Here is a 26,651-nt window from a genome sequence, read left to right as displayed (position 1 = left end):
CTTTACCTGCCCTTGGAAGTCCACAGGTCGTTGCCACGCCCCTGACAGGTCCGCCTCCTAGCTTCGCGGCCATGACGGGAAACCCAGGAACCACAGCGAACACGGCCGGTACCGAGAACGACGGGCAGGGCCCCAGGCACAAGCGTGATCTGACCCGCCGGAAGGTGGTCGTCGCCGGTGCGGGCGCGGCCGTCGCCGTCGGTGCGGGCGGGGCGCTCGCCGCCGGTGCCTTCGCCGGGGAGAAGGGCGGTGGCAAGCCCAAGGCCGCCGCCTCCGCCAGTGCCGGCGATGCCTGCTACAAGCTCACCTCCGAGACCACCGAAGGCCCGTACTACATCGACGCGGACAAGCTCCGCCAGGACATCACCGAGGACAAGGAGGGCATCCCGCTCACCCTCGCGCTCAAGGTGATCGACTCCGCGACCTGCAAGCCCATCGTGAACGCGGCCGTGGACGTCTGGCACTGCGACGCCCTCGGCATCTACTCCGGCTACGAGAGCCTCTCCACCGGTGGTGGAGGTGGCGGCGCTCCCACCGACGCGCCCTCCGGGACTCCGACCGGGACTCCGACCGGCACTCCGACCGGCGCCCCGACCGGCGAGCCGCCGTCCGGTGGCGGCGGTGGCGGTGGGCACGAGGAGCCGACCGACGACGAGCGCTATCTGCGCGGGACCTGGAAGACCGACCGGCAGGGACGGGTCACCTTCAAGACGGTCTTCCCGGGCTGGTACCGCGGCCGCACCGTCCACATCCACACCAAGGTGCACGTCAACGGTGAGTGGACCGACGCCGGTTACGAGGGCGGCAACACCTGCCACACCGGCCAGTTCTTCTTCGACGAGGCGTCCGTGCTGGCCTCGGCCGAGGTGGAGCCGTACTCCACCAGCACCACCGAGCGCACCACCCTCACAGAGGACACGATCTACGACCAGAGCGGCGTCCAGGGCGGTCTGCTCAAGCTGAAGTACGACAAGAAGAACATCGCCAAGGGCGTCGTGGGTTCGATCACCATGGGCGTCGAACCCGAAGCCGCCCACGAGGGCACCGACGACGCCGTCCGGCCGGGCGCGTCCGAGACGGCGTCGGCCGAGGCGTCCGCTTCCGCCGGCTGAGCGGCGCCGTTGGCTGATCCGGCTCGCCGAGTGTGAGCCGGCACCGAGGACGAGACGACTCCCCGGATACCGCGCACACCCGTCGACCGGTTCAAGCGCGACGCCGGGGAGTCGTGCGGCGGCTCGCTACGGCCGGGCGTACGGCCGGGGCACGATCTCCTCCTGGGTGCGGCGGGAGCCGTCCCGTTCACTCGTCCGGTGACGCTCCCTCCTCCAGCAGGCGCTCCGCGATGTCCGTCGACCAGGTCTGCGCCCACGCGCGCAGGTCCGTGAGCTGGTCCTCGGACAGGCCGTACGCCGTGAACGCCGAGTCCGGGTAGTGGTCCGTGCCGGTCAGCCGGGCCTGGAGGGTGGGCAGGTCGAAGTCGTCCCGGGCGTGGCGGCGGGCCAGTTCCTCCAGGTCGGGGTGGGTGAAGCGGGCGGACGCAGCCCTCGCGTCGATCAGGTCGACGGCCAGACCACGGTCGTAGAGCGCCCGGACCTTGGTGCCCACCGCGTCCGGGAGCGAGAGCGCCGGACCGTAGGGGGTCTCGACGGGCGGGCTCCAGAAGGTCTCCTTGTGCAGGGCCAACCGGAGGACCGTGTCGGTGGTGCGGTCGAGCACGGAAAGGTGCGCGGACAGCGGGTCCGAGTCCTCGAGCGTCGCCACGTGGCCGCCCCTGGAGGTGAGCGCCGCGCCCAGCGCCTCGGCCAGCCGGGGCATCGGCTCCGCGCTCTCCGTCGCCAAGTCCACGTTCGCGTGCGGGCGTTGGAGCAGTTCGTGCGCCTGGAGCGCGTAGCCGCCGGCCAGCGCCCAGGGAGCGCCGGCGGCAGCCACGTCGAAGACCTCGGCGAGGAGTCGGAGGTGGGGTCGGAGAAGGTCCACCGAGTAGTCGTACCAGGTGTGACCGAGCGGGCGTGACAGCCGCGGTGCCCGCCGCCCGACCCGGACGCCCGGTACGCGGTACTCCGGCCTGCCGTCGCGGTTCACGTCCCGACCGCGACCGTCGTACCGGACCCGTCCCCCGCCTCGCGGCGTCCGGGACGCCCGCCTCCGTCCTGGGTGAAGGCGTGACGAGGGCGCTACTTCGCGACGAACTGCGTGAGGATCGCCTGTACCTCGTAGATGTCCACGCCCTTGGTGAACGTCTTCTGGATCGGCACGGACGAGCCGGACACCCAGATCTTCAGCTCGGCGTCCAGGTCGAAGGTGCCGGCGGTCTCCACCGCGAAGTGGGTGATGCTGCGGTACGGAATGGAGTGGTACTCCGTCTTCTTGCCGGTGATCCCCTGCTTGTCGACGAGGATCAGCCGGCGGTCCGTGAACAGGATGGTGTCGCGGATCAGCAGGTAGGCGGCCTGCACATGCTCACCCTGACCCAGCAGACGGGCGTAGTCCTGCTGGGCCTGCGCCGGGTCGACGGGATGCGCGTTGCCGAAGAGTGCCACGGAAGATCCCCCAGTTGGTGACGTCGTCGTCGGTCCATGTGCGGCGATCCCTCCGCGGAGGGAGGTGTTCGTCCGCGATGCGACCTTAGGGGGCAGGTGGGGGAATCGTGAAGGCGTTTGAACGAGTGGCGGAGGAGGCGGCGGAAAAAATCCGCAATGGGCGGCAACTCTTCACCGGACGGCGACCACTGACACGACGTAAGCCCGCTCCTCCCCGTAAGGATCCCCCCGTGGCAGCTCCCTCCCACCGCCGGTCCCTCCGCTCGCGCCGCGTCCTCGTCGTCACCGCCGCCGCCGTGGCCGCGGGTGTCGGCGCCGGGGTCGTCGTGATGAACGCGAACGCCTCGGCCGCCGACCTGTACCACCAGACGCTCGCCGCCAAGGACGGCTGGGCCTCCTCCGGCACGGGCACCACCGGTGGCACCAAGGCCGACGCCGCGCACACCTTCACCGTCTCCACCCGCGCCGAGCTGGTGAAGGCGCTCGGTTCGGCGACCGACACCACCCCGCGGATCATCAAGGTCAAGGGCACCATCGACGCCAACACGAACGACGCGGGCAAGAAGCTGACCTGCGCCGACTACGCGTCGGGCACGGGCTACTCGCTCTCCGCCTATCTGAAGGCGTACGATCCCTCCTCCTACGGCACCTCCAAGCTGCCCTCCGGCACCCAGGAGAAGGCCCGCGCCGCCGCCCAGACCAAGCAGGCGAAGAACATCGTCTTCAAGGTGCCGGCCAACACCAGCGTCGTCGGCGTGCCGGGCACCAGCGCCGGGATATCCGGCGGCATGCTCCAGATCCAGAACGTGGACAACGTCGTCGTCCGCAACCTGAACTTCGCCGCCACCGAGGACTGCTTCCCGCAGTGGGACCCGACCGACGGCGACGACGGCAACTGGAACTCCAACTACGACTCCGTCACCCTGCGCGGCGCGACCCACGTCTGGGCCGACCACAACACGTTCACCGACGCGCCCCACCTCGACAGCGCCAACCCCAAGTACTACGGCCGCGAGTACCAGATCCACGACGGCGCCCTGGACATCACCAAGAGCTCGGACCTGGTGACCGTCTCGCGCAACCAGTTCACCAACCACGACAAGACGATGCTGATCGGCAGCAGCGACAGCGAGCCCGCCGGGAAGCTGCGCGTCTCCATCCACCACAACATCTGGAAGGGCATCGTCCAGCGCGCCCCGCTGGCCCGGGTCGGCCAGGTGCACATCTACGACAACTACTACGACGTCACGACGCTCAACGGCTACGCGACGCAGTACAGCATCAACTCCCGCGCCAAGGCCCAGGTCGTCGCGGAGAACAACTACTGGAAGATCCCGACCGGCGGCAAGGTCGCCAAGCTCCTCAGCGGCGACGGAACCGGCGCGGTCAAGGGCACCGGCAACCTCGTCAACGGCATGGCCACCGACCTCGTCGCCGCGTACAACGCGGCCTCGTCGAAGGACCTGAAGACCACGGTCAACTGGACCCCGACCCTGACGGCGGGCCTGGAGACGTCGGCGAAGAACCTGCCGACCTCGCTGGCGACGACGACGGGCGCGGGCGTCCTGAAGTAGCACCCCCAGACACGCGAGGGCCGGGAGACCACGAGCCCCCGGCCCTCGCGTTCGCCTGCCGCGCATGCGTCCACAAGAGGTTCACGCACGACGCATGACCTTGTTCTCCGAGGCCAGCAGCCAGTGGAAGTGGTCGACCAGCGGCTCCACCACGTACGGATCCCGCAGCACCACACCGAGCTCGATGTTGTCGGACAGGGCGCGGTCGGTGAGGTTGGCACTTCCCAGCAGGGCGGTGTGTCGATCGGCGGCGACCAGCTTGGCGTGCAGAACACCGGAAGTCGCCACCCGGTGCCAGACGCGTACCTCGCTGGGCAGTGCGACGAAGGCCGCCGACGCCTGTGTGGACTCCTCGAGCAGGAGATCCACGCTCACCCCTCGGTCAACGGCTCGCCCTATCTCTGCGACGACCTCCCGCGCTCCGTGGACCGCGAAGCTGGCGATCAACAGCGAGGTGCTCGCCGAGCGAATGACCTCCCCTGCTACCCCGCTCGTCAGTCTCGCCGATACCGAAGCGCTCAGCGGACCACTCACCACGACCTGGGCCGGCTGGGGCCGGGGCAACGAGCGTGCGGTGGCAAGAGCCAGGGCGAGTCCCGCTCCGGTCATTCCGGGGGCCTCGGCGCGCCAAACGCGGATGATTTCTGTGAGCCGGTGAGCCAGACCGGCGGCGGGCTGGGCCGCGACGAAGCGGATCAGCAGGGGATCGTCGGGATCAGTGGCCGTCTCCAAGGGGCCGATGTGCTCGGACAGCCGTGGAGGGTTCGGCAGCGCGTCCCCCGGCTGAGACAGGACCCCGGTGACGCGCTACACCCTCAAGGCGGCCGCACCGCGGTCTCCGGACGCCGGTGCAGAGCCCGTCGACATCGGGTTCGGGACGACGGCCGGTGTTCCCGGACACACGACGGGTCAGGGCCCGCGACACCGGAGTTCAGGGCTCCCACCCTTTTTTGCGCGTCCCTTTTTGCGTGTGTGCGGACCTCCGACGGTTCGGTATCACCGGTTTCCGGGCACGCTGCATGTGCCGGTGCTACAACCGTTGAGTTGTGTTCGGGCAGGAACCCTTGGGGGAACGTGTGGACAACGGGGTGCCGCTGCAGCACAGCGGTCAGCGGGAAGCTGCGCGCAAGGCGTTGGATCTGTGGTTGCCCAACGCCACGCTGCATTTCACGGAAACGCCGCAGGGAACCTCGGGCGCCGAACTCGTCGGGGTCGACGTCAGTGGTGACACCACCGGCTTCGCGGTGGGCGGCTACGTCCTACGGGTGGGCCCGCCCGACGACAGGCTGGCCCAGCGAAACGAACTCGCCGCCAGCGCCCTGCTGCGCGACGCCGACCCGGCGTTCGCCGACGAGCACATCCCCCGGCTGCTGCGCATCCATCCGACGGGCGAGGGCGACGACCGCCTGGTTGTCACCCTGCACCAGCTCGCCGGGGGCAGTCTGAGCCGTTACGTGGCCCCCCGCACCCAGTCGACCGGCTTACGCAAGGTGGCCCGCAGAGTCGCCAGGGACGTCCTCACCGCTTGGTCCGACCCCAACCGAGTGCGGGCGATGACCCCGCACGAGCTGCTGGTCGAGCTGGTCGGCGAGGACAGGGCGCGGGAGTGCCTCGGAAACGCCGAGCACTACTTCACGGCCGGCCTCTACAACGACGAGAGCGGCTATCCCGTCCTGGACCCCCGTGAAATTCTCGGCCCCGGCCGCAGTGACTCCGTACCGGTGATGGGAGGGTGCTGCCACGGCGACCTGCACAACAGGAACCTGCTTGTGCCGCGCGACGAACAGGCCGAAAGCGACACCGCCTACTGGATCGTCGACACGGACCGAGCGCACGACGGAGCCGCCGGATTCGACCTCGCCTATCTCGAGGTCAGTGTCCTGGTCAACCTCATGCAGGACATTCGCCTCTCGACCCTCCACCGCTGCCTGACCAGCGTCGAGAGCGTCGCCAGCAGGACCGTCCCGGACGGCACCGACTGGCTGATGGCATTCCTCCGGGAGTCCCGTGAGGGGATCCAGGAGTGGATCCTCGAGCAGACGGGCCGACTGGACCAGCTCGCCTGCCAGTTCATGCTCCTCCGCGTGATCGCCGGACTGCTGTGGGCACGGCGCTTCAGCCCCGGGAGCCCGGCGGCCAAGATCTGTCTCGTCTACGCCGGGTGGTACGCGCAGAGGTACAGGCGGGCCACGGCCGAAGCCGCCGGCCTCCTGGCCCCGCCCGGCACCTCTGCCGGGGACGCGGATAGCGCAGAGTCCGAGGCTGCACGCCGCGAGGCGGCGGAGGCCGAACTCTGGGAGTCGGTGTGGGACTCCGTTTCCGGTTTCTCGCAGAGCGCCGCCCGCTACGTCCTGATCGCCGAACGCATGCCGGACAGCGCGTCCGTGGCCGCGCTGGGCCGTATCCCCTGGTCGCTGATCGTGGACATGGACCCCCGCTCCGACCACGACGGGCTGTACCACCGGGCGGGGCCGGTCCTCGAAGCCCAGCGGGCCGTCCATCTCTTCACTCGCGAGCAGCTGCCGACCGACTACGGCAGGGGCACGGCCTGGAATCTCGCCGTCGGATCCGTGCGGCGCAAGGAGCAGCCCGACGAACTGCGCACTTGGGTCTACAAACGCCTCAACCCGCTGAGGCAGTTGGTGTCCTCCTTCCAGCAGTCCGTCGGGGACGCCCCGGTCCGTGTGCTTGTCCTCGAAGGTGACGGATCACGTGGTTTCGGGACCGAGCGAGAGCGCCTGCTGCTCGTGATCGACGCCGTGGACGAGGCGCTTCAGGGAAAGGGAACCTTTCTGCACCTGGGGCCGACCAAGCCTGCTGTCGCCGCGGAACTGAGCACGGTGCCCCTGCGGCTGTCGGCACTGCTCGACCGGCTCGCAGAAACGCTCGGCACCACTCCCGACGAGGTGGACTACACCGTCCCGGCCGCTGACCGGGGGACAGCCGCCCTGGCTCCCGAGACCATGCAGAAACTGTGGGAGCACCTGGTTGTCCTGCACGACGGGATCGAGTTGACCGTCCCGCCCGCGGAAGGCCGGCACAACGACGAGTTCTGGCGCGGCGGACTGATCAGCTGGGCCGATCTCGACCAGCGCCGTGACCTGCCGCGCACGATCGCACCGAGCCTGGCGACGACGTTGCGCGACAGCCTGGAGGAGCACCGGACCCGCACCGTCCTGCTGGAACACAAGCCCGGCACCGGCGGTACGACCCTGGCGCTGCGTGCGGCGTGGGACCTGCACCACGAGTATCCGGTGGCGGTGCTGCCGCACGGCGTCGTCGTCGACCGTGCCCGCGTTCCTCTCATCGCGGACCGACTCAATCTGCTGTACCGGAGGACGCAGAAGCCGGTTCTTCTGGTCGCGGAGTCCGGAGACCTCAGCGAGTCCGACCGCGAAGCGCTCTACCAGGAGCTCGGCAAGCGCGGCACGCACACGACAGTGCTCTACGTCCGGCGTGGGGTCAGCGGCTCCGGAAGCAGCGCCCTCGTGGTGGACGAGCACCTGAACGCGACGGAGACCGCGGACTTCGAGCGGCGTTACAGCGAGCTCGTCGACGAACGGGCCCGGATCAGCGAGCTGAAACGGCTCTCGCGCAAGTCCTACAAGCAGTACCGGACGCCCTTCTTCTACGGTCTGATCACATTCGAGCGGAAATTCACCAAGCTCTCGGACTACGTCAGCAGCCATCTGGAACGGGTCAAGGGCCGGGCCGCCGAGGTGATGAAGTACCTGGCGCTGGTGACCGTGTACTCCAACACCGGGCTCCAGTCGGAGCTGGTCCACAGGCTGATGCGCCTGGCCTCCCCCTCCGCCGGTCTCGAACTCGCCGACGTACTGGGACCTGGCGCGGCCCGGCTCGTCGTGGTCCGCTCAGGTCGGGTCCGCCTCCAGCACCAGCTCATCGCCGAGCAGGCCCTCGCCTGTCTCTACGACGACGAACAGTGGCAGTACCACCTGAAAGACCTCGCGATCGACTTCATCGAGGCTCTCACCCACACCACCGACGTGTCCTCCGACCCCGTCCGGGTACTGCTCCAACAGATGTTCGTCATCCGGCAGAGCGGCACGGTGGACAGCGCGGACGACGATGAGCGCGGCGACTTCTCCCCCCTCGTCGAGCGTCTCGGCGTAGACGCGGCGCACGAGGTGCTGCGCGCGCTGACCCACCACATGCCGAAGGAACCGCACTTCTGGAACCACCTCGGGCGGCACCAGATGTACCGGCTGGAACGGGACCTCGACAAGGCGGAGGAGTACGTCTCCCACGCGGTCTCCCTGGCCGAGGACGACTTCATCCATCACCACACCCTCGGGCTCACCCGGCGGGCGATCCTCAGGCAGGAGCTGACACGGAAGAAGTCCCGCGGGGTCACGGCGGTCATGGGAGTCATCGATGAGTACTTCGAGTGGACGGTCGACTGCTTCGAGACGTCCCGACGGCTCAATCCCGAGAACCTGTACGCGTACATCACACACGTACAGACCATCATCACCGCCGCCAGGACGCTGAAGGCCGCCGCGCGCGTGAACTCCGTCGCGCAACTGGACTCCCGCGCCGGTGACTGGGTGGCCGAACAGATCGGCGAGGCCAACGCGCTCCTCCACGAGGCGACCAGGGTCCGCGGCACTCTTGACGACCAGGACAGGTTCGTCGTGGAGTGCCGCACCGGCATCGACCAGCTGTACGACGACCTCGACGCAGTGGTCGAGACGTGGGAGGTCGCCAGTACCGGACGCCGGAGCAACCCCATGGTGCAGAGGGCCCTCGCGCAGGCGTACTACGTCAGGGCGGGTCGCCGATGGCGCAGTCTGAGTGCGCCCGAGCTTCGCCGCATCGTGGAACTGGCCCGGCGCAACCTCTCCCGCCACGACGGCCGGGCGGAGGACTACCGGTTGTGGTTCGAGGCGTTCAAGGAGCTGCCCGAGTTCGACGCGGACCAAGCCCTGTCGCTGCTCGACGGGTGGCTGGACCGCCTGTCGGCCTGGCGCGGCCACTACTACCGCTATTGCCTGCTGTTCCACCTGTGGTTCAAGGGACTCAGCGATGACACCGCCGAGTTCCGCGAGGCTCAGCGGATCAGCCGGGAGCTGGTGTCCGGCCGCCCCAAGCAGTCCTATCTGTGGTTCGCCAAGGCACCCGGCGGATACACACTGATCGCGGACAGTGACCTCGGCGAGTGGGACCGCAAGAAGAACTTCTGGAAGAACACCGAACCACTACGACGCGTCAACGGCCAGATCGACGTGATGCATAGTCTCTGGTCGGGTCTCATCCGACTGGACGGTTCGGTCACTGCATTCTTCGTGCCGAAGCAGGGGGACTTCCTGCCGGACAGCGACGAGGAGCAGGAGGTCAACTTCTACCTGGGGATGAGCCCGGACGGCTTGCAGGCATGGGAGGCCAGACCCGGGCATCTGCCGGACGCCGTCTCGGCACGCAGCGCGGTCGAAACGGAGCTGCCCCGCCTGGTCCCGGCGGAGCCCGACCGGGAGACGATCGTCGTGTCGTCCACGGTCCTGGCCGCACGAGCCGAGGAGATCCGGGACGAGCAGCAGATCGAGTTCCTGCTGTCGCTGCTGCTCGCCTGGCAGGAGGTCGGGCAGACGCCCCGGCTGTCAGCGCTCACGGAGCGACTGCGGGCCCTTTACCGGCATGACGTCGATATCGAGGCACTCCTCGACCGGACCGGCCGGATCCGCTACGTAGGCGGCGACGACCCGGAGGTACTCCTGGACGACGCCCCCCGTCGGCCGGGAGCGCACCAGAGCACGGAAGTCGCGCCGCCGCGTTCCCCTCTCCGATCCGGGCGGAGGGTCCTGGGCCAGGTCGTGCGGGTGCAGGAATCCACTCGCACCTGGATGGTTGCGCACTCCGGCGGTCTGCTGGCCAGGGTTCGGCCGGAGGACGTCCCGGAGCCAGACGCGACAACACCCCGGCACGGCCAACTCATATGGCTTGAGCCGGAGCTGGACCGGCGCGGGCAGAACGCCGCCCGGGACGTGCAACTGCTGCCGCTGGACTCCACCCTCGTCGACGACGAACTCGTCCCGGGCGATCAGCTGAGGGAACGGCTGGAAGGCCACCTGCGCGACCAGATGGACGCCTGGACGAGCCAGGGCAGCGAGAGGGTGTCCGAGACCGAGGTGGTCGAGTGGCTCGAGGAGCAGTTCGTAGGAGCGATACCCCTTGCCGAGCGGTTGGGCATCGGACACCTGTCCAGCCTGTGGGGTGAGTTGGACTGGTTGCGCTGCAGGACGGGTGACGGAGGCCGCTTCCTGTCCCTGGAGTCGCGGGCCGTGTTCGGCCGACTGGGCTTCGACGGGCAGCCCGACGGGGAGGCTCGGGCTCGCCCCAGGACGCCGTCGGCCTCGTTCGGCGCTGCCCTGGCCGAGGCGGTCGACCACCTTCGCGAACAGCACGGCACGGACCCGGAGTTCCCGATGGTCACGAAGCGGCTGCGGCACACGCTCGGGCGGAAGAAGTACTACAAGGTGGTCGGACCGGACGGCGGCCGCTCGCTGCACGAACGCATCCTCGCGGAGCCGGGGTGGGAGGTGGTGGACAGGCCGGGCCGGCCGGGACGTATCCGCCGCACGCCGGAACGCGTGGATCGAGGTGCCGCATCGTCCGACGAGGCCCTGCTCGAAGCCGTCGTGCGTGACATGCGCGCCAAGGAGAGCGGGCCCTATCTTTCCGATCTCGGCGAAGCTCTGCGGGCACGGCTCGCTGAGGACTACCCGTCCGTCGTGGGCAGATCACTTACCGCGTGGGTGAACAGCCAGCCGGGCTGGGAGGCGTACGAGGTACGCCCAGGGCACCGCGTGGCGCGACGCCGGAACGAGGAATCGGGCAATCCGGACCAGCTCTCGTCCGCTTCGGCATCCCTGTCGCAGGTACCCGTCGTGGAGCCTGCGGACATTGCCGCTGATCTTGCCGCCGCGATCGACTCCCTGGTTGCTGAGGGCAGGGAGGCCGCGGTCGTGAACGTCGGCCATCGACTCGTCGAGCGCTGGGGGGTGGAGACCTACCGCGCAGTCGTCGGTCGGCCGGGACTGCGGCGGCTGGCCCAGAAGTACGGATACGAGGCGGTTGAGATCGGACCTGGCATGTGGAGCCTGCGCAGGATCGGCGAGGACGAGGCAGGCGGGAGCACGCCCGGAGGTGAGGCGTGACCGATGAGTGGCGGACGACGACCGCCGTTCTGCTGGAACGCCTGGCGGACCAGCAAGGGATCAGGCCCGTGACCGTGGAGGATCTCGGCCTCCTGGCCGGGCTCACCTCAACCGAGGCGAGTACTTCTGTGCCCGTGGTGCTGGCGCTCGCGGGCGCGTTCGGCGTGCTGCGCGAGGAGAGCACGCCGGACGGCGCCGCGGCCACCGCTGTGATCAGCCCCCAAGCGGCTTATTTTCTGCGATGTCTGGCTGCCTACGTGCGCTCCGGACACACGGTCCTCGACAACTGGGAGCGGGCTGGGACCGACACCGGGCCGTTCACGGCCGGCCAAGTGCTAGCCGGCCCGCAGTTCCTTCACCTGGCCGAGACGCACCGGCTGGCACTGGATCCCGCCGCGCCGCCGCTGCGCCAGGTGGACGTCGTCCAGGTGCTGGTCAAGTCCCGGCTGAGGCGTCGTGGCAGCCGGGCCAGGTATCTCCTCCAGTACGACGAGCGGGCCCGTCAGTACCAGTTGCCGGGAGGCCACGCCCGGGCTTCCGACACGGACGCGCGAGCGACCGCCGTCCGGGAATTGGAGGAGGAGCTGGACGGCTACGCCCACCGGTCCGACCGGGACGTCCTCACTGAACTCGGCGTGGTGGAGGCGGTTCAGCCGTCGCGTACCCACGGCGCCCTCACCGGGTACCGCATGACCTTCTTCCTGCTGAAGACCGACACGGACCGGCTGCGACCAGGGCCTGGGGCGCGCTGGGTCGACGAGGGCGACTTGCTCGATCCCGACTTCCGTATCGGCCGTGCTTCGCTCAACGTGACTGCCCTCTCGCGCCTGGAGGCCATGCTCCCAGGCGGCTTGCGCGGCCTGCCGTGGAGCCTCCCGGACCCCCCGCTTCGAGGGCTCGGTGCGGTGATCAATGACCATCCCTGGGAGGTGGCGGGACTCGTGATCGGCGTTGTCGGACTGGTCGCGTCACTGGTGCCGTTCTTCATGTGACACGGCCGCACAGTGTCGGTCCGCCGCTCCGGACGGCTACTCGGCCGCCCGCGGAAGCACGCCCCCTGTCCTGTGCCCGGGAGCGAAGGATGACTTTGCGGGGCGGGCGCTCGGCTGGGGGTGGGGCGTCGGGCCAGTGGCCTCTGACTTGCGACGTGTCTGCCGCTACGTGGTTTCCGGGCTGGTTGCAGCTGGTTGCAGGAGACCGGGAGGCTCAGTCAGGATGCGGCCGATCCCGGGGCGTCCGCGGGTGTGACGAAAGGAGTTCGGCCCGGACGGTCTCGCGCGGGCTGGGGCGGGGACTGGAAGTCAGGGTCGGGAGTCGGGAAGACAACGCCGCCGGTGCCCGTCAGGTGTCGTACGTGCCGTCCCAGGGTTCGGCGAAGGCCAGGCGGTCCGGGTAGAGCTCCGCCCAGGTGTCCGGTTCGCCGTCGTCGTCCTTCTCCTCCCGGATCACCAGGCCGAACAGGACGCCCTCGTACGTGAGGTGGAAGGGGCGGACCGCGATGTCCGTGTAGGAGCGGCGGGGCAGGCTGCGCAGGAGGGTGGCGAGGCGGACGCGGGCCCGGGTGAGTACCGAGTCGTCGCCGTGCGGGTCGCGCTGCTGCTCGGCCCAGGTGCCGGCACACCAGATGTCCGAGTCGCGGTAGTGGCCGTCCGCGTCGAAGGTGTGCAGCACGGTGTAGAGGCGTTTGTGCTCTTCCCAGCCGTCGTCGAGACGGAACCCTTCCGGGAAGGCGTACGTGACCGACGCGAGGAACTGGCCGTCCGCGTACCGCCCGATGGACTCGGTGCGGTGCTTCGGCTCGTAGGCGATCGGAATGACGTTGGGGACTGCCATGGCGGAAACCATACGGCTTGGCGGGAACACACCGGAGGCGGGGAGACTTCTACGGGGCTACGGCTGCTTCTTCCGGCCGGGGTCCTGATCTTCCGACCGGGGTCCGGGAAACGGTTCGTTCCCGGACCCCCTCGTCAGTCACCGCGCAGCGGCGTTCGTCCCGCGCGCTACGCGGTCGGCTTCTCCTCCAGGCGAGGGAAGAGAACCGCTCCCTTGGTGACCGTGGTACCGGCCGGGAGGGTGCCCCAGGTTCCGGCTTCCTGGACCCGCTGGTCCGCGAGAGCACCCAGGACCGCCTCGGCGCCCAGCGAGTCCCACAGCTTCTGGGAGGTCTCGGGCATGACGGGGTTCAGCAGTACGGCGACGGCACGGAGGGACTCCGCGGCGGTGTAGAGGATGGTCGCGAGGCGAGCCCGGCCCTCGGCCGAGTCGTCCTTCGCGACCTTCCACGGCTCCTGCTCCGTGATGTAGCCGTTGACCTGCTTGACGAAGTCGAACACGGCCAGGATGCCGCCCTGGAAGTCCAGCTCCTCGCCGATCTTCCGGTCGGCCACCGCCACCGCGTTCGCCAGACCGTCGTGCAGCGCCTTCTCGGCCTCACTGTCGGCGGTGGCCCCGGGCAGGACGCCGTCGAAGTACTTGCCGACCATCGCGGCCACGCGGGAGGCGAGGTTGCCGTAGTCGTTCGCCAGCTCGCTCGTGTAGCGGGCGGAGAAGTCCTCCCACGAGAACGAGCCGTCCTGGCCGAAGGCGATGGCGCGCAGGAAGTACCAGCGGTACGCGTCCACGCCGAAGTGCGAGGTCAGGTCCTGCGGCTTGATGCCGGTCAGGTTCGACTTCGACATCTTCTCGCCGCCGACCATCAGCCAGCCGTTCGCGGCGATCTTCCCGGGCAGCGGGAGGCCCTGCGCCATCAGCATGGCGGGCCAGATCACCGCGTGGAAGCGGAGGATGTCCTTGCCGACCAGGTGGACGTCGGCCGGGAAGGTGGCCTCGAACTTCTCCTGGTTCTCGTTGTAACCGACCGCCGTGGCGTAGTTCAGCAGCGCGTCGACCCACACGTAGATCACGTGCTTCTGGTCCCACGGGATCGGGATGCCCCAGTCGAAGGTGGAACGCGAGATGGAGAGGTCCTGAAGGCCCTGACGGACGAAATTCACGACCTCGTTGCGCGCGGACTCGGGCTGGATGAAGCCGGGGTTGGCCTCGTAGAGGGCGAGGAGCTTGTCGCCGTACTCGCTCAGCTTGAAGAAGTAGTTTTCCTCGCTGAGGATCTCCACGGGCTTCTTGTGGATCGGGCACAGCTTCTGACCTGCGAAGTCACCCTCGCCGTCGAGCAGCTCGCCCGGGAGCTTGTACTCCTCGCACCCGACGCAGTACGGGCCCTCGTAGCCGCCCTTGTAGATCTCGCCCTTGTCGTACAGGTCCTGCACGAACTCCTGGACGCGGTCGGTGTGCCGCTGCTGCGTGGTGCGGATGAAGTCGTCGTTCGCGATCTCGAGGTGCTCCCAGAGGGGGCGCCAGGCCTCGTCGACGAGCTTGTCGGCCCACTGCTGAGGGCTGACGCCGTTCGCCTCCGCGGTGCGCATGATCTTCTGACCGTGCTCGTCCGTGCCGGTGAGGTACCACACCTTCTCGCCGCGCTGGCGGTGCCAGCGGGTGAGCACGTCGCCTGCGACGGTCGTATAGGCGTGGCCCAGGTGAGGAGCGTCGTTGACGTAGTAAATGGGGGTGGAGACGTAGAACGCCTTGCCACCCTGCTTCTCGGATCCAGTGGCCGCCATGCCCGAAATCCTACTGGCCCCGCGAAGATCCACTCACATGCGTTTCGGGGGGTGGACGAGGCGGACGAGTGGTCCGCTCCGTCCACCCCCCGGTGGACGCCGGCGGGGCCTACGGGCGCCAGTTCGCCAGGATGCCCTCGTAGAGCTCCGTGTCCGTGAGCTCGCGCGGGGTCTCGCCCGCGAGGAAGTGGGACGTGTTGGCCAGCTTCAGCTTGCGGAGGTAGTCGAAGGCCTTGTTCTCCGGGTCGCCGAAAGCGACGAAGGCGAAGAAGACGTCGGGGTGGTTCTTCGCCGCGTCGGTGAGGGACTGCGTGGCCGGGGTCTTCGCGTCCGGGGCGCCGTCCGTCTGGAAGATCACCAGGGCGGGGTTGCCGGAGGCTTCCTTCCGGTGGTGCGTGAGGACGTCCTCCACGGCCACGTGGTAGCTCGTGCGGCCCATGCGGCCGAGGCCCGCGTGGAGCTCGTCGATCTTGTTCTCGTGGTCGGCCGGAGTGAGTTCGCCGGTGCCGTCCACCTCTGTGGAGAAGAACGTGACGTGGACCTTCGTGTCCTTCGGGTCCAGGTGGGCGGCGAGGGCGAGGGTCTGCTCGGCGAGAGCCTGGGCGGAGCCGTCCTTGTAGTACGGGCGCATGCTCGCGGAGCGGTCCAGCACGAGGTAGACACCGGCCCGGGTGCCGGTGAGGTTCGTGTTCGCGAGGACGGTGGCTGCTGCCTGGTAGGCGGTGGCGAGACCGGCCGGCAGGGCGGGAGCGGGCACCTCGGCGACCGCGACGGGTTCGGGCGCGACCTCCGGCTCCGAGGGGGCCTCGGCCACCGGCTCGGCCGCGGCTGCGACCGGCTCGGGCGCGGGCTCCTCTACCGGGACGGCCTCGGCGACCGGCTCCGACGCGGGCTCCTCGACCGGTGCCTCAGGCTCGGTCTTGGCCTCGGGCTCAGCCTTGGCGTCAGCCTTCGGCTCCGCCGGCTCTTCCGTCGCGACCGGCTCGGGCTCCGCTTCCGTGACGGCTTCGGCGGCCGTTTCCGGGGCGGGCTCCTCGGCTGCGGCTTCCTCCTCGGGCTCCTCGACCTTGGCCTCGGGCTCCTCGACCTTCGCCTCGGGCTCAGCCTCGGTCTTGGCCTCAGCCTCGACCGTGGCCTCGGGCTCAGTCTTCGGCTCCGCCGACTCTTCTGCCGGTTCCTCGGCCGCGACCGGCTCGGGCGTGACCGGCCCGGGCGTGACGTCGGGGGCGGTCTCGGCGACCGGCTCCGACGCGGGCTCCTCGACCTCGGCCTCAACCGGTGCCTCGGCTTCAACCGGTGCCTCGGCCTCGGTCCTGACCTCGGCCGTGGCCTCGGTCTCGGCCTTCGGCTCCGCCGGCTCCTCGGCCGCGACCGGCTCGGGCTCCGCTTCCGTGACGGCTTCGGCGGCCGTTTCCGGGGCGGGCTCCGCCTCGGCGGTCGGCTCCCCGGCTACGGGCTCTGCCTCCGCTTCGGTCCTGGCCTCGGCCTCGGCGACCGGGACCGGCTCCGACGCGGGCTCCTCGACCGGTGCCTCGGCCTCGACGACCGGGACCGGGGCCTCGGCCACGGGCTTCGCCTTGGCCCTGGCCCTGGTTTTCGGCTTCGGCTTCGCCTCGGGTGCTGCCTCCGGCTTCGCTTCGGGCTCTGCCTTTGCCGCAGGTGCGGGGGTGGGGAGGTCCTCCGTCGACTGGCTCGGCTTGGGGACCGTGACGTTGTCGAAGGCTGCTGAGACGAGGTCGTGCTCGTCCTCGGAAGCCGGGCGGGGTTCCGGGACCTGGGCCGTCGGGGTAGGCCTCGGGGTGGGTTCGGGGGAGGGGGACGGGACCGTCGGTTCCGGCGCCGGCTTCGGCGTCGGGGTGGCTGCCGACGTGGGGTCGGCCCCGTTCGACTGCTGGTCCCGCTCCTCAGAAGCGGTCTGTTCCTGCGAAGGAACCTGTTCCGCACCCTCTGCCTCGGCGGCCCGCTCTTTGCGTGACCGTCCGAACGCGTTCCGCAGGAGAGTGAGAATGCCCATGTGCGCAACCCTTCGCGTGAGTTGAAGCCCGTAATCCCTGGCCAGGACGGACACGTAAGGTTAGCGGCCCCGAGTGGCGATCTTGGGCAGGGGTGAGTGTAAGGAATCCAGGTGTGTCAATACCGCCTCGGCACCCCCTCCGCGCAAGTCCAACACCCTTGTGGCAGCCGGGGCTTCACTCTCCGTTCATCCCGCCGCAGCGCTTCCGCACGTATGTGCCCCTGGCGTCAAGAAAACACCAAGGGCATGCAAGGGGAGATTAAAGGTGCGCAAGCTTCTGCCGTTGATCGGAACGCCGTCCCGGTCCCATCCCGGCGGACGCTCCGCCATGACCTGTCGTTTCCGGTGTGGGGACGCCTGCTTCCACGAGGTTCCCAACACCAGCGACAACGCGTACGTGGGTGAGGTCATCGCGGGGGCCATCGGCCGCCGCGCGATGGTGTGAGCCGCAGCGGTCGTCACCGTCGCGGCAGCCGCCGGGACCGCCGGTGTGGCCGGAGCGCTGCCCGCGGCGGCCGCGCCCGCCGACCCGTCCGGAAAGTCCTCGGGGGATTCCGGGAAAACCTCCGGGAAGCCGTCCGCCAAGGCAGCCCGCGGGCTGCGGTACAGCTCCGTCGCTCCCAACACCGCCGACGCCGTCACCGTCCCGGACGGGTACGGGCAGTCGTCTTCACCCGTCTCGCCGGTGACAAGGCCGGCGCGACGAAGATGGACCGGCCCGAGGACATCCAGCCCTCGCCCGTCACCGGCGAGGTGTACGTCGCCCTCACCAACAACACCAATCGCGGTGTGGGCGCGAACGCCGAGGCCGACGAGGCCAACCCGCGCAACGCCAACAAGCACGGGCACATCCTGGAGCTGACCGAGAGGCGCAGTCGTCCCGAGAGCACCTCGTTCGCCTGGTCGCTGTTCCTCGTCGCCGGTGACCCCGACGACCCCGCGACCTACTTCGCGGGCTTCCCGAAGGACGACGTCAGTCCGATCTCCTGCCCGGACAACGTGGCCTTCGACCCGCACGGCAACCTGTGGATCTCCACCGACGGCGGCCAACTCGGCTCGCACGACAGCCTGTTCGGCGTCGCGACGCGCGGCTCGCGGCGCGGTGAGCTGAAGCAGTTCCTGACGGTGCCGACCGGGGCGGAGACCTGCGGTCCAATTGTCCAGGACCGACGGGTGCTGGTCGCCGTGCAGCACCCGGGCGAGGTCGACGGGGCGACGGTGGACAAGCCGGCGAGCACCTGGCCGGACGGTCCGGGGAAGATCGTCCGCCCGGCCGTCGTGGCCGTGTGGCGGAAGGACGGCGAGGACATCGACGTATGGCCGCCTCGCCGAGGGGCCCGGTCCTGGCCGCCGGAGAGCCCGGCCTGATCCGAACGAGAGGCACTAGCCGCCGGTGTGCGGTGAGGTGATCACCCTCGCCGCCGCGACCTCCTGGCGCAGGGGCTCCAGGACGCTGTCGGGTGGTCCGGTCAGGTCGGTGCGGACGGGGTACAGCACGTCCGTGTCGCGCAGGCCGTCGGCCAGCTCACGCAGTTGCAGCGTGACATGACCGACCTCCCGCCCCGACGGCGGTTCGGCTCCGTGTTTCACCCGGACCCGGGCCGCCGTCGTCGCGTCCACGATGCGTTCCACCGCGACGACCAGCGGCCACCAGGCGGCGGCCCGGCGTCCGGTGGGCGGGGGCTCGGTCAGGGCGCGCTGGAACTCCGTACGGATGACGGACAGGTCGCGGTAGAGGCGGCGGCGCATCCGGGCGCGCTCGGCGGGGTCGACGTCCGGACCGAAGGCCGATTCGACGTAGCGGGCGGTGTCCGCGACGGCGTCCGCCAGCCGGTCGCCGACCCTGGTGTGCCAGCTCTCCGGCCACAGCAGGTAGCCCGCCACGAGCGCGATGCCGCACCCGATCAGCGAGTCCACCAGGCGGGGCAGCAGGAGCGCGGTGCCCTGGTGGTTCAGGACGTCCGACAGCAGCAGGATCACCGGGGTGATCGCCGCGGTCTGGTAGCCGTACCCGCGGGGTGTCAGGGCCGGGATCAGCGGGGCCAGCAGCAGCATCACCGGTACGTCCCAGTATCCGCGCGGCACCTGGGACAGCACCGCCGCCGCGACGACCAGCCCGGCCACCGTGCCCAGCGCCCGCAGCAGTGCCCGTGAGAACACCGAGCCGAAGTCGGGCTTCATCACGAAGGTGATGGTCAGGGCCACCCAGTAGGAGCGCGGCACCGGGACGATCGAGACCAGGACCTGGGCGAGACCGATGCACAGGGCCAGCCGCAGGCCGTAGCGCCAGGACGCGGCGGAGAGGGCGACGTCACGGGCGGCGCGGGCGGCGCGCACCCGCAGGCCGGCCGGACGGCCGAGCCGGTCGTCGACGCCCCGGGGATCGGGGTCGGAGGCGGCGACCACCTCGGCGGCGTGCCGCAGGGCGTGGTCGACGGCGCGCGCGGTCTCGGAGCCGGGGTCGGGCAGCCGGAGCCCGATCGGTCCGGTGAAGCCGGTCTCCACCGCCCGCGCGAGGTGGACTACGGCCTCGGGGACCTCCGCCGGGAGCGGGCGGCCGTTCAGATGGGCCGCGGGGGCCGCCTCCACCACCGGGGTGATGGCGTTCAACTCGGCTATGAGGCGCGTCAGTTCGGCGCTGCGGCCGTGGTAACCGGTGCGGCGGGCGAGGACGAGGTCGTAGGACTGGTTCAGGGACTGGGTGACGGTGTGCCGGGCGGCCTCGTACTCGCCGGGGACCTCGCTGCCGCACGCGGCCAGCAGGTCGGCGACCGTGCGGTAGGTGGCGGCGACCGCCGTGCGTTCGGGCACCCCGGAGCGCAGCGGCCAGGCCAGCAGTGCGAGGAGGAGCACGAGGAGCCCGCCGCCGGTCATCAGGACCGGCGCCAGCCACCACTGACCGGGCATCGACAGCCCGGCCCCCACCACGGAGTTGAGCAGGAGCAGCAGCCCGGACACGGACGCCACGGCCCCGATCGTCGAGATCATCCCGGAGACCAGGGCCACGCCGGTGACGGTGGTCACCGCGAGCCACCCGTGCCCGTGGACGGCCGATCCCAGGGTGACGCCCACCGCCCCGAACAGCTGCGGGATCGCGATGTTCATGATCCGCATGCGGTAGGCGTCGGCGGTGTCGCCGATGACTCCGGACAGGGCGCCCATGGAGGCGAGCGCGCCGTACGCGGGCTGTCCCACGGCGAGGCCGATCAGCAGCGGCAGAGCCATGGCCAGCGCGGCGCGGGCGACGGCGGGCCGGTTGACGGCGGACCGCTGGGAGCGCAGGTTCCGGACCAGCCAGTCGGGAGGGGTGAGGCCGATGGGGAACTCGCGGGACATGCGCTCATTATGAGCACCGGGCCCCGGCCGCATGGGCGCAGGGCCCGGACCGTCGGCCCTGGTGGAGAGTGATGTCCACGACCAGCGCCCGGTGGTCGGTGCCGTCCAGGTGGAGGAAACGGGCGGCGCTCGCCGAGAAGTCCCGTGACACCAGCACATGGTCGATCTGGGCGCCGAGGACGGGCGCGGTGCTGCTGGGCCAGCTCGGCTCGCGGTCGTGACCGGCGAGCCGGGCCGCGTCGCGCAGTCCGGTGTCGAGGACGCGGCGGAAGGCGGCATGGTCCTGGGAGGCGTTGAAGTCCCCGGCGAGGACGAGCGGGCCGTCGTCGTACCGGGCGGCGAAGTCCCGCAGCCGCCCCAGCTCCCGCTTCCACAGGGACACCTGGCGGGGCAGCGGGGGCTTGGGGTGCGCCAGCTGGAGCCGTACGGCGTGTCCGCCGACGTCGGCCACCGCGCCCGGCATGCCCATGCTGCCGGGCACGCCCGCGGCGGCCGTCAACGGGAACCGGCTGAGGATGACGGACCCGACGGAGCTGTCGCCCGCGACTGCCTGCCGGTGCGGATACGCGCTCCCGAGCCGCTTCTCCACCGCCGCCTGGCAGCTGTACTCGCACTCCTCCACGAACACGATGTCCGGCTTCTCGCGCCGGACCACCGGGATCAGGGCGTCGGTCGCCCACCCGAACTCCACGTTCGACGTCAGCACCCGCAGCCGCGCGAGCACCGGCCCGGCCGGCCGGCCGCCCGTTCCGTAGGGCTCGACGAACCAGGCGAGCAGCCCGAGCAGGACCGTCCCCCACACCAGCCCGGTCCACCACCGGGCGAGCAGCGAGACGAGGACCCCGGCCCCGGCGGGCACCAACAGCCACGGCAGGAAGGCGAGCAGTTGCGGTACGGGGGTGACGGCATCGGTGTCGGCGACGCGGCACCCGACGACCACGCTCACCCCGGCCAGCAGCAGCCCGGCGCACCAGGCGCCGAGGAGCCGTCCTCGCATCGACCTCATCCCGCCGAAGGCTACGCCCCGGTCTTCGCCAGGAATTCCGCCAACGCCCGGTTGAACTCGGACGCCCGCTCCAGGTTCGGCAGGTGGGCCGCGCCCTCGACGATCCGCAGCTCGGAGTGCGGGAGCGCCGCGTGCATCGCCTCCGCGTCCGACACCGGGGTGTACTCGTCGTCCTCGCCGACGACGACCAGGGCGGGGACGGTGACGCGGGTCAGCAGGGGCCGGTAGTCGGGGCGTTCGGCCCGGCCGCGCAGGGCGGCCGCCGCGCCCTCGGGAGGCGTCGACGTCATCATGCGGTGGACGTGGCGCTTGACCTCGGGGGCCGCGTACGGGGCGACCATCTTCTCCAGGACCTCGTCGGCGTAGCCCCGCATGCCCTCCGCCAGCAGCCGGTCGGCCATCTCGTTGCGCGCCAGTCGCCCGCCGGGGGTCTCCGGCGCCGGGAAGGTGTCGGCGAGGACCAGGCCCCGGACGCGGTCGGGGAACCGCCAGTAGATGTCCATCGCGATCTGGCCGCCCATCGACAGCCCGGCCAGCACGAAGTCCTCCACCTTCAGTTCGTCCAAAAGCGCGGCGATGTCCTGGGTGAAGTCGGACAGCAGCGTGATGCCGGGGACCACCGGGGACGCGCCGTAGCCGCGCAGGTCGGGGGCGATGACCCGGCGGGTGGTGGAGAACGCCTCGATCTGCGGGGCCCACATGGTGCGGTCGAAGGGGTGGCCGTGGACGAGGACGAGGGGGAGCGCCGGAGGCGTATCCGTGCCTTTGTCCTCGTATGCGAGGAAGGGTGCCATGTGATCGACAGTAGGGCGGGCCGACTTCTCGGTGCAATAAGATCTTTGCCCTCGGTGCAATCCCGACCGCAGACCGCAGACCGCAGACCGAAGGAAGACCGAAGACCGAAGGAAGACCGACGGAAGGTTCCCGGAGATCCCATGGCCGACTTCCGGCTCATCGCCGACCGCATCGCCGACGACATCGCCGCCGGGCGGCTCCGCCCCGGCCAACGGCTGCCCCCGCAAAGGTGGTTCGCGCGCCGGCACCGCATCGCGCCCTCGACGGCCGGGCGGGTGTACGGCGAACTCGTGCGGCGGGGACTGGTGGTGGGCGAGGTGGGCCGGGGGACCTTCGTGAGAGCCGCGCCGGCCGTCGGGCAGGGGCGGGCGCTCATCGAGACGGCCACCTCCGCGCCCGTCAACCTCGAGCTCAACTACCCTTCCGCCAAAGGACAGTCGGAGCTCCTCGCCACCTCCCTCGCGCCGCTGCTGCGGGCCGACGTACTGACGGAGGCGATGCGTCCGGGCGCCGCCGACGGGACCGCGGCCGCCCGCGAGAGCGCCGCCCGGCTGCTCGCCCTGCCGGGCTGGCGGCCGGACCCCGCGCAGATCCTGTTCACCGGCAACGCCCGCCAGGCCATCGCCGCCGCCCTCGCCTCCCTGGTCCGGCCGGGCGGCCGGCTCGGGGTGGAGGAGCTGACGTATCCGCTGGTCAAGGAGATCGCCGGACGGCTGGGAGTGGTTCTCGTGCCCCTCGCGGGCGATGCGGAGGGAGTGCGGCCGGACGCCCTCGCCGCCGCTCACCGCGCCGCCCCGCTCTCCGCGCTCTACCTCCAGCCGACGCTCCACAACCCGACGTCCTCGACCATGAGCGAGCCAAGGCGGCGCGAACTCGGGCGGCTGGTCGTCGAGTGGCGCCTGCCGGTCGTCGAGGACCGCGTCTGGGCCTTTCTGTGCCCGGACGCCACCGCGTTCGCCGCCCACGCCCCCGGGCTCACCCACGTCGTCGACGGTCTGTCCAAGCGGGTCGCGCCGGGGCTGACGGTCGGCTTTCTCGTCGTACCGGAGGAGCGGGTGGAGGCCGTGGGAGCCGCGGTGCGGTCCGGCGGGTGGAGTGCGGGACGGTTCGCGGTGGAGGCGGCCGTGCGGTGGACGGCGGACGGGGTGGTGCGACGGCTCGTCGAGGCGAAGCGGGCGGATGTCGCCCGGCGGCAGGCGATCCTCACCGAGCACCTCGTCGATCACCTCACCGAACACCACACCGAGGGCGTCGCCGAGCGGTTGGCCGGGCGGCTCGGCGGGGGCACCGTACGGACCGATCCGCGGGCCTACTTCGCCTGGTGGGAGCTGCCCGCGCCCTGGCGGGCGGACACCTTCACCGCCGCTGCCGCCGCGCACGGCATCGCCGTGACCCCGGGGACCGCCTTCGCCGTCGACCCGCACCGCACCCCGGACGCGGTCAGACTCGGACTCGCGTCGGCTCCGGAGGGGCAGTTGGCAAGGGCGTTGCGGACACTCGCCGGCGTCGCAGCAGCCGGACCGCCGGGGAGTGGGGCCGGGTGAGCCAGGCCGTTGCCGCCACGGTGAGGCCCAGTGCGAGCAGCAGCCAGGAGGCCGTGCGCAGGGTTGCGGTGAGCGCGTCGTACACCGCGCCCGCCGCCGGGCGATGAGCCGCGTCGGGGAGGTCGGAGAGGGTCAGACGGCGGGCGATCGCGACGGCGAGGCCCAGCAACGCGCCGCCCAGGGCCGTGCCGAGGGCGGTCGCAGTGACCGCCCGGCGGCGGCAGGCCGCCATGGCGATACCGGCCGCCGCGAACAGGACGGCTGCCAGGGGCAGCCAGAAACCGGCTACGTCGAGCACGTGGTAGCCCTTCCGGAGTACGGCCAGTTCCTCTGGCGGGAGGAGCGCGACACGCGTGTGACGCACCGGCAGATGGTCGGCGAACGGCACGTGGTCGGCGGTCAGTTGACGTTTCATCGGTGAGGTCACGGCCGCGAGGTCCACCATCACCGGATAGGAGTCGCGGTCGGCGCTCTCGTCGTTCAGCGCTCTCATCACGGCCGTGTGGGCCGCCTCGTTGCCCGCGTTCCAGGCCGTGCGGTAGGCGCGGGTCGCGGTGAACGAGCGGACCGCGTCCCGCAGGAAGAGCGGGTTCATCCCGGCCTCACGTGCCATTTCGTCACCCACCGCGTCGGCGACGGCGTCCCGTACGGCGGGGTCGGAGGCGAGCGGCGCCATCGTGGTGACGTAGCCGCGGGTGTCGGTGAGGCCGTACGCCGCCCAGGCCGCGAGCGTGCCGAACGGTACGAGCAGGCAGGACAGTGCGACGAGGACGGCCGAAGGGGCGGTCCGCAGGCTTCGGGACACCTCTCCAGGCAACGGGTTCGGGGCCGGGAGCGCGAGCCCGTCGCGGCCGTCCGGGTGGCGCGCCGACGACACCTTCCGGTGGAGGGTTCACCCGAACGGGTGTTTCCTGGTTCTGGGGAGAAGGAGGTCGATCATGCGCACCACTTTGGCCCTGCGGACCCTGGCCGCGGCCCTGCTCACCGGTGGCACCCTCGCCGGCGCGGCGCTGGGCACCACGGCGGCGGCGGCCCCGCCGACCAGCGGCGGCGACGGGAACGGTCCGATCCGGGGCACCGTCGTCTCCCGCACCGAGCTGAACGTGCGACAGGAACCCACCACCCACTCGCCCGTCGTCGCCGCGCTCGCGCCAGGCAGCCACGACCGTGTGCAGTGCAGGGTCAAGGGTCAGAGCGTGAACGGCAACCCGGACTGGTACTGGCTCTTCGACGCCCAGGGCTGGGCGAGCGCCGCCCTCGTGGACACCCACGGCGCGCGGGTCCCCGACTGCGCCGACCCGTGCCCGCGGTGGAAGAACGGGGACTGGACCAACTGGGACGACCCGTTCAGCAACAGCTCGTTCGGAGTCTCGGCCTCCGGCTCGTTCAGTTTCTCCGGCTCCTGGAGCTTCAGCGTCGGCGGAACGTCAGGGACCTCGTCGGACGACTGGGAGTGGATCCCGGTCGGACGGTGAGTGGAGGGATGAGGGAAGGCACGGGCCCCGGCGTACAACGCCGGGGCCCGTGTCGTGGGTGGGTTCGGTGGGCGGGTCAGCGGATGCGGTGTCCAGCCGCGTCCTCGTGCGTGTAGTAGCGGAAGAACAGCGTCGCGAAGACGGCTGCCGCGATCGCCAGGGCCATGCCCGCGGAGCGCAGGACGGCGGCGTCGGTCTGGCTGTACAGGAAGCCGAAGGCGCAGCCGGCGAACGCCGCCCACAGCAGGGCGTGCAGTTCGCGCCGCACGCGTGAGGCCAGGGCGTGGACGCCCAGGTAGAGCGCCGCGAACACGAACGCGCTCACGAAGCCCAGTAGGAGGTTCCAGCCGGTGATGGGGCCGCCGGAGCGGTTGTTGGCCGCAGCCCAGTAGCCGTAGACGAGCCCCAGACCCACGGCTGTCGTCCACTGCGCGGCCCGGTGGGTCCGTTCGCTGAAGACGTCGGGTGTTCGGGTACGCGCGGTCGTGGTCAGCATGCCCGGTTTGGGTGCCGCATGAGCCATGAGAGCACTCCTCTCTCCTCGCCCCCGCCTTCCAGGGCACACCTGGGCGGGGGCGGTGGCAAGTCGGGTGCACCGGGTTTGTGCGGCGGATCGCGCGCGGTGGGGGGTGGCGGATCCTGGGTTGCGGGGTGTGGCGGATCGTGGGTGGCCAGGGTGTGGCCGGATCGTGACGTGCGGCTGGTGCGGCCCGTACGGACCGGGACGCCGGGGCCGCAGCCCGACGAAGGCCCCGTACGGGGAGGTTTGCAGTCCTGAGGCTCCCCTTTGCAGCAGCAGCGGTTACGGTGCTGAGGTACGTGATCGACAGGGGAGGGGACGATGCGGGAGGGGACCATGCCCGGAACCGTGCTGCTGCTCGCGGCCTCGCCCATGGGCAAGGGGTGTCTGGTGGACGCGGCCTCCGTGCTCCCCGTGCTGGCCGCCGTGCCGCCTCCCGTGCTGGCCGGCACCGACACCGCGAACGTCGTCGAGCTCGCCGATCCGCTGGAACCGCAGGCCGTTCTGACCCGGGTGCGGGCCGCCGCGGTGACGCCCGGGCCGCTGACCCTGTTCGTCGCGGGGCAGCTGCAACTCGACCGGCGTCAGCGGCTGCCGCACCTGGCGCTCGCCCGTACGACGCCCGCGACCGTGCGGTACACGGCGTTCCCGTGGCACTGGTTCCGGGAGGAGCTGCGGCTGCGCGCGGCCGGGTCCACGACGGTGGTGCTCGATCTGCGCGCGGACCCGGAGACGTGGGACTGGCTGCGGGGGAACGCCCTGGACTGCGGGCCCGCGGTGTCCGTGTACGGGCGGGTCGCCCCGCCGCCGGGACGGCGGTCCGTCGCCGCGCCGTCGTACATGAGGGCGGTCGCGACGATACTGCGCAGCGGTGGCCGTCCGGCGGTCGAACGGCTGCACCAGGCGGCGCTGGCCCGGATCGCGAGGGAGGGGGAGGTGGGCGACCTGGTGTACTCCGCCTCGTCCGCCCCCCTCACTCCAGCCACGCCCGCCGCCGCCTCCGGCGTGCCCTCAGCCTCGGCCGTGTCCTCAGCTTCGACCGCGCCGGCAGCGGT

General features: G+C 70.7%; 17 protein-coding genes and 2 pseudogenes. 8 read left to right on the top strand and 11 right to left on the bottom strand.

Going from position 1 to position 26,651, the window contains the following annotated elements; genetic code table 11:
* Nucleotides 1-71: 71 nt before the first annotated feature.
* The gene (locus tag ACIPFH_RS22465; protein ID WP_401828721.1) at nucleotides 72-1,112 is read left to right on the top strand and encodes an intradiol ring-cleavage dioxygenase; all 1,041 of its coding nucleotides are present in this window, start codon (nucleotides 72-74) and stop codon (nucleotides 1,110-1,112) included.
* A 187-nt stretch (nucleotides 1,113-1,299) separates the two neighbouring features.
* Here ACIPFH_RS22465 and ACIPFH_RS22460 read toward each other — a convergent pair whose 3' ends face one another.
* Together ACIPFH_RS22460 and ACIPFH_RS22455 are read right to left on the bottom strand one after the other, a co-directional pair.
* The gene (locus ACIPFH_RS22460) at nucleotides 1,300-1,977 is read right to left on the bottom strand and encodes a hypothetical protein (RefSeq protein ID WP_401829234.1); all 678 of its coding nucleotides are present in this window, start codon (nucleotides 1,975-1,977) and stop codon (nucleotides 1,300-1,302) included.
* A 197-nt stretch (nucleotides 1,978-2,174) separates the two neighbouring features.
* Nucleotides 2,175-2,540 (bottom strand): PH domain-containing protein, encoded by a 366-nt coding sequence (locus tag ACIPFH_RS22455; RefSeq protein WP_401828720.1) that lies wholly within the window; start codon nucleotides 2,538-2,540, stop codon nucleotides 2,175-2,177.
* Between the two features lie 230 nt (nucleotides 2,541-2,770).
* Between ACIPFH_RS22455 and ACIPFH_RS22450 the strand changes: the two genes are divergently transcribed.
* Nucleotides 2,771-4,114: a polysaccharide lyase family 1 protein gene (locus tag ACIPFH_RS22450; protein WP_401828719.1), complete on the top strand. Its 1,344-nt coding sequence runs from the start codon at nucleotides 2,771-2,773 to the stop codon at nucleotides 4,112-4,114.
* A gap of 81 nt (nucleotides 4,115-4,195) precedes the next feature.
* Here the strand turns inward: ACIPFH_RS22450 and drmC are convergent, their stop codons facing one another.
* Nucleotides 4,196-4,846 (bottom strand): DISARM system phospholipase D-like protein DrmC, encoded by a 651-nt coding sequence (gene drmC, locus ACIPFH_RS22445; protein ID WP_401828716.1) that lies wholly within the window; start codon nucleotides 4,844-4,846, stop codon nucleotides 4,196-4,198.
* 332 nt (nucleotides 4,847-5,178) lie between these two features.
* Here drmC and ACIPFH_RS22440 point away from each other — a divergent pair, with 332 nt between their 5' ends.
* Together ACIPFH_RS22440 and ACIPFH_RS22435 are read left to right on the top strand one after the other, a co-directional pair.
* Entirely contained in the window at nucleotides 5,179-11,289 is a 6,111-nt protein-coding gene (locus tag ACIPFH_RS22440) for a hypothetical protein (RefSeq protein WP_401828713.1), read from the top strand.
* Nucleotides 11,286-12,281: an NUDIX hydrolase gene (locus tag ACIPFH_RS22435; RefSeq protein ID WP_401828711.1), complete on the top strand. Its 996-nt coding sequence runs from the start codon at nucleotides 11,286-11,288 to the stop codon at nucleotides 12,279-12,281. The genes ACIPFH_RS22440 and ACIPFH_RS22435 overlap by 4 nt, the downstream gene beginning before the upstream one ends.
* Before the next feature lie 349 nt (nucleotides 12,282-12,630).
* On the opposite strand, the gene ACIPFH_RS22430 is transcribed toward ACIPFH_RS22435, so the two are convergent.
* The 3 genes from ACIPFH_RS22430 to ACIPFH_RS22420 form a co-directional block, all read right to left on the bottom strand.
* Nucleotides 12,631-13,122: a hypothetical protein gene (locus tag ACIPFH_RS22430; protein ID WP_401828710.1), complete on the bottom strand. Its 492-nt coding sequence runs from the start codon at nucleotides 13,120-13,122 to the stop codon at nucleotides 12,631-12,633.
* 167 nt (nucleotides 13,123-13,289) lie between these two features.
* A complete protein-coding gene (metG, locus tag ACIPFH_RS22425) occupies nucleotides 13,290-14,906 on the bottom strand; it encodes a methionine--tRNA ligase (protein WP_401828707.1) in 1,617 nt (538 codons plus the stop codon).
* Nucleotides 14,907-15,015: 109 nt separating this feature from the next.
* Nucleotides 15,016-16,920: a VWA domain-containing protein gene (locus ACIPFH_RS22420; protein WP_401828705.1), complete on the bottom strand. Its 1,905-nt coding sequence runs from the start codon at nucleotides 16,918-16,920 to the stop codon at nucleotides 15,016-15,018.
* 265 nt (nucleotides 16,921-17,185) lie between these two features.
* Between ACIPFH_RS22420 and ACIPFH_RS22415 the strand changes: the two are divergent.
* A pseudogene (locus tag ACIPFH_RS22415) lies at nucleotides 17,186-18,288 on the top strand (alkaline phosphatase PhoX).
* A 15-nt stretch (nucleotides 18,289-18,303) separates the two neighbouring features.
* Here ACIPFH_RS22415 and ACIPFH_RS22410 read toward each other — a convergent pair.
* From ACIPFH_RS22410 to ACIPFH_RS22400, 3 genes are read right to left on the bottom strand one after another with little or no spacing between them, the layout of a single operon-like run.
* Nucleotides 18,304-20,256, bottom strand: a complete 1,953-nt coding sequence (locus tag ACIPFH_RS22410; RefSeq protein ID WP_401828703.1) for an FUSC family protein — start codon at nucleotides 20,254-20,256, stop codon at nucleotides 18,304-18,306.
* Between the two features lie 7 nt (nucleotides 20,257-20,263).
* Complete coding sequence (locus ACIPFH_RS22405) at nucleotides 20,264-21,262, bottom strand: endonuclease/exonuclease/phosphatase family protein (protein WP_401828700.1); 999 nt, start codon at nucleotides 21,260-21,262, stop codon at nucleotides 20,264-20,266.
* Between the two features lie 11 nt (nucleotides 21,263-21,273).
* Nucleotides 21,274-22,056, bottom strand: coding sequence for an alpha/beta fold hydrolase (locus ACIPFH_RS22400; RefSeq protein WP_401828698.1), 783 nt, complete (start codon nucleotides 22,054-22,056; stop codon nucleotides 21,274-21,276).
* A gap of 141 nt (nucleotides 22,057-22,197) precedes the next feature.
* Between ACIPFH_RS22400 and ACIPFH_RS22395 the strand changes: the two genes are divergently transcribed.
* Nucleotides 22,198-23,601, top strand: a complete 1,404-nt coding sequence (locus ACIPFH_RS22395; protein WP_401828697.1) for a PLP-dependent aminotransferase family protein — start codon at nucleotides 22,198-22,200, stop codon at nucleotides 23,599-23,601.
* Here the strand turns inward: ACIPFH_RS22395 and ACIPFH_RS22390 are convergent.
* Nucleotides 23,498-24,406 (bottom strand): hypothetical protein, encoded by a 909-nt coding sequence (locus ACIPFH_RS22390; RefSeq protein WP_401828695.1) that lies wholly within the window; start codon nucleotides 24,404-24,406, stop codon nucleotides 23,498-23,500. The genes ACIPFH_RS22395 and ACIPFH_RS22390 overlap by 104 nt on opposite strands.
* Nucleotides 24,407-24,539: 133 nt before the next feature.
* On the opposite strand from ACIPFH_RS22390, the gene ACIPFH_RS22385 reads away from it, so the two are divergent.
* Nucleotides 24,540-25,076 carry an SH3 domain-containing protein gene (locus ACIPFH_RS22385; protein ID WP_401828692.1) on the top strand — a complete coding sequence of 179 codons (537 nt, stop codon included), beginning with the start codon at nucleotides 24,540-24,542 and terminating at the stop codon, nucleotides 25,074-25,076.
* A gap of 76 nt (nucleotides 25,077-25,152) precedes the next feature.
* Here the strand turns inward: ACIPFH_RS22385 and ACIPFH_RS22380 are convergent, their stop codons facing one another.
* Nucleotides 25,153-25,599 carry a hypothetical protein gene (locus ACIPFH_RS22380; protein ID WP_401828689.1) on the bottom strand — a complete coding sequence of 149 codons (447 nt, stop codon included), beginning with the start codon at nucleotides 25,597-25,599 and terminating at the stop codon, nucleotides 25,153-25,155.
* Between the two features lie 333 nt (nucleotides 25,600-25,932).
* Here ACIPFH_RS22380 and ACIPFH_RS22375 point away from each other — a divergent pair.
* Nucleotides 25,933-26,651 (top strand): annotated as a pseudogene (locus tag ACIPFH_RS22375) (hypothetical protein); the annotation flags it as partial.

The sequence above is a fragment of the Streptomyces sp. NPDC088157 genome (assembly GCF_044741545.1).
GTDB lineage: Bacteria > Actinomycetota > Actinomycetes > Streptomycetales > Streptomycetaceae > Streptomyces.
The sequence above is the reverse complement of the archived record's forward strand: the minus strand, read 5'-3'. Positions and strand labels throughout refer to the sequence as shown.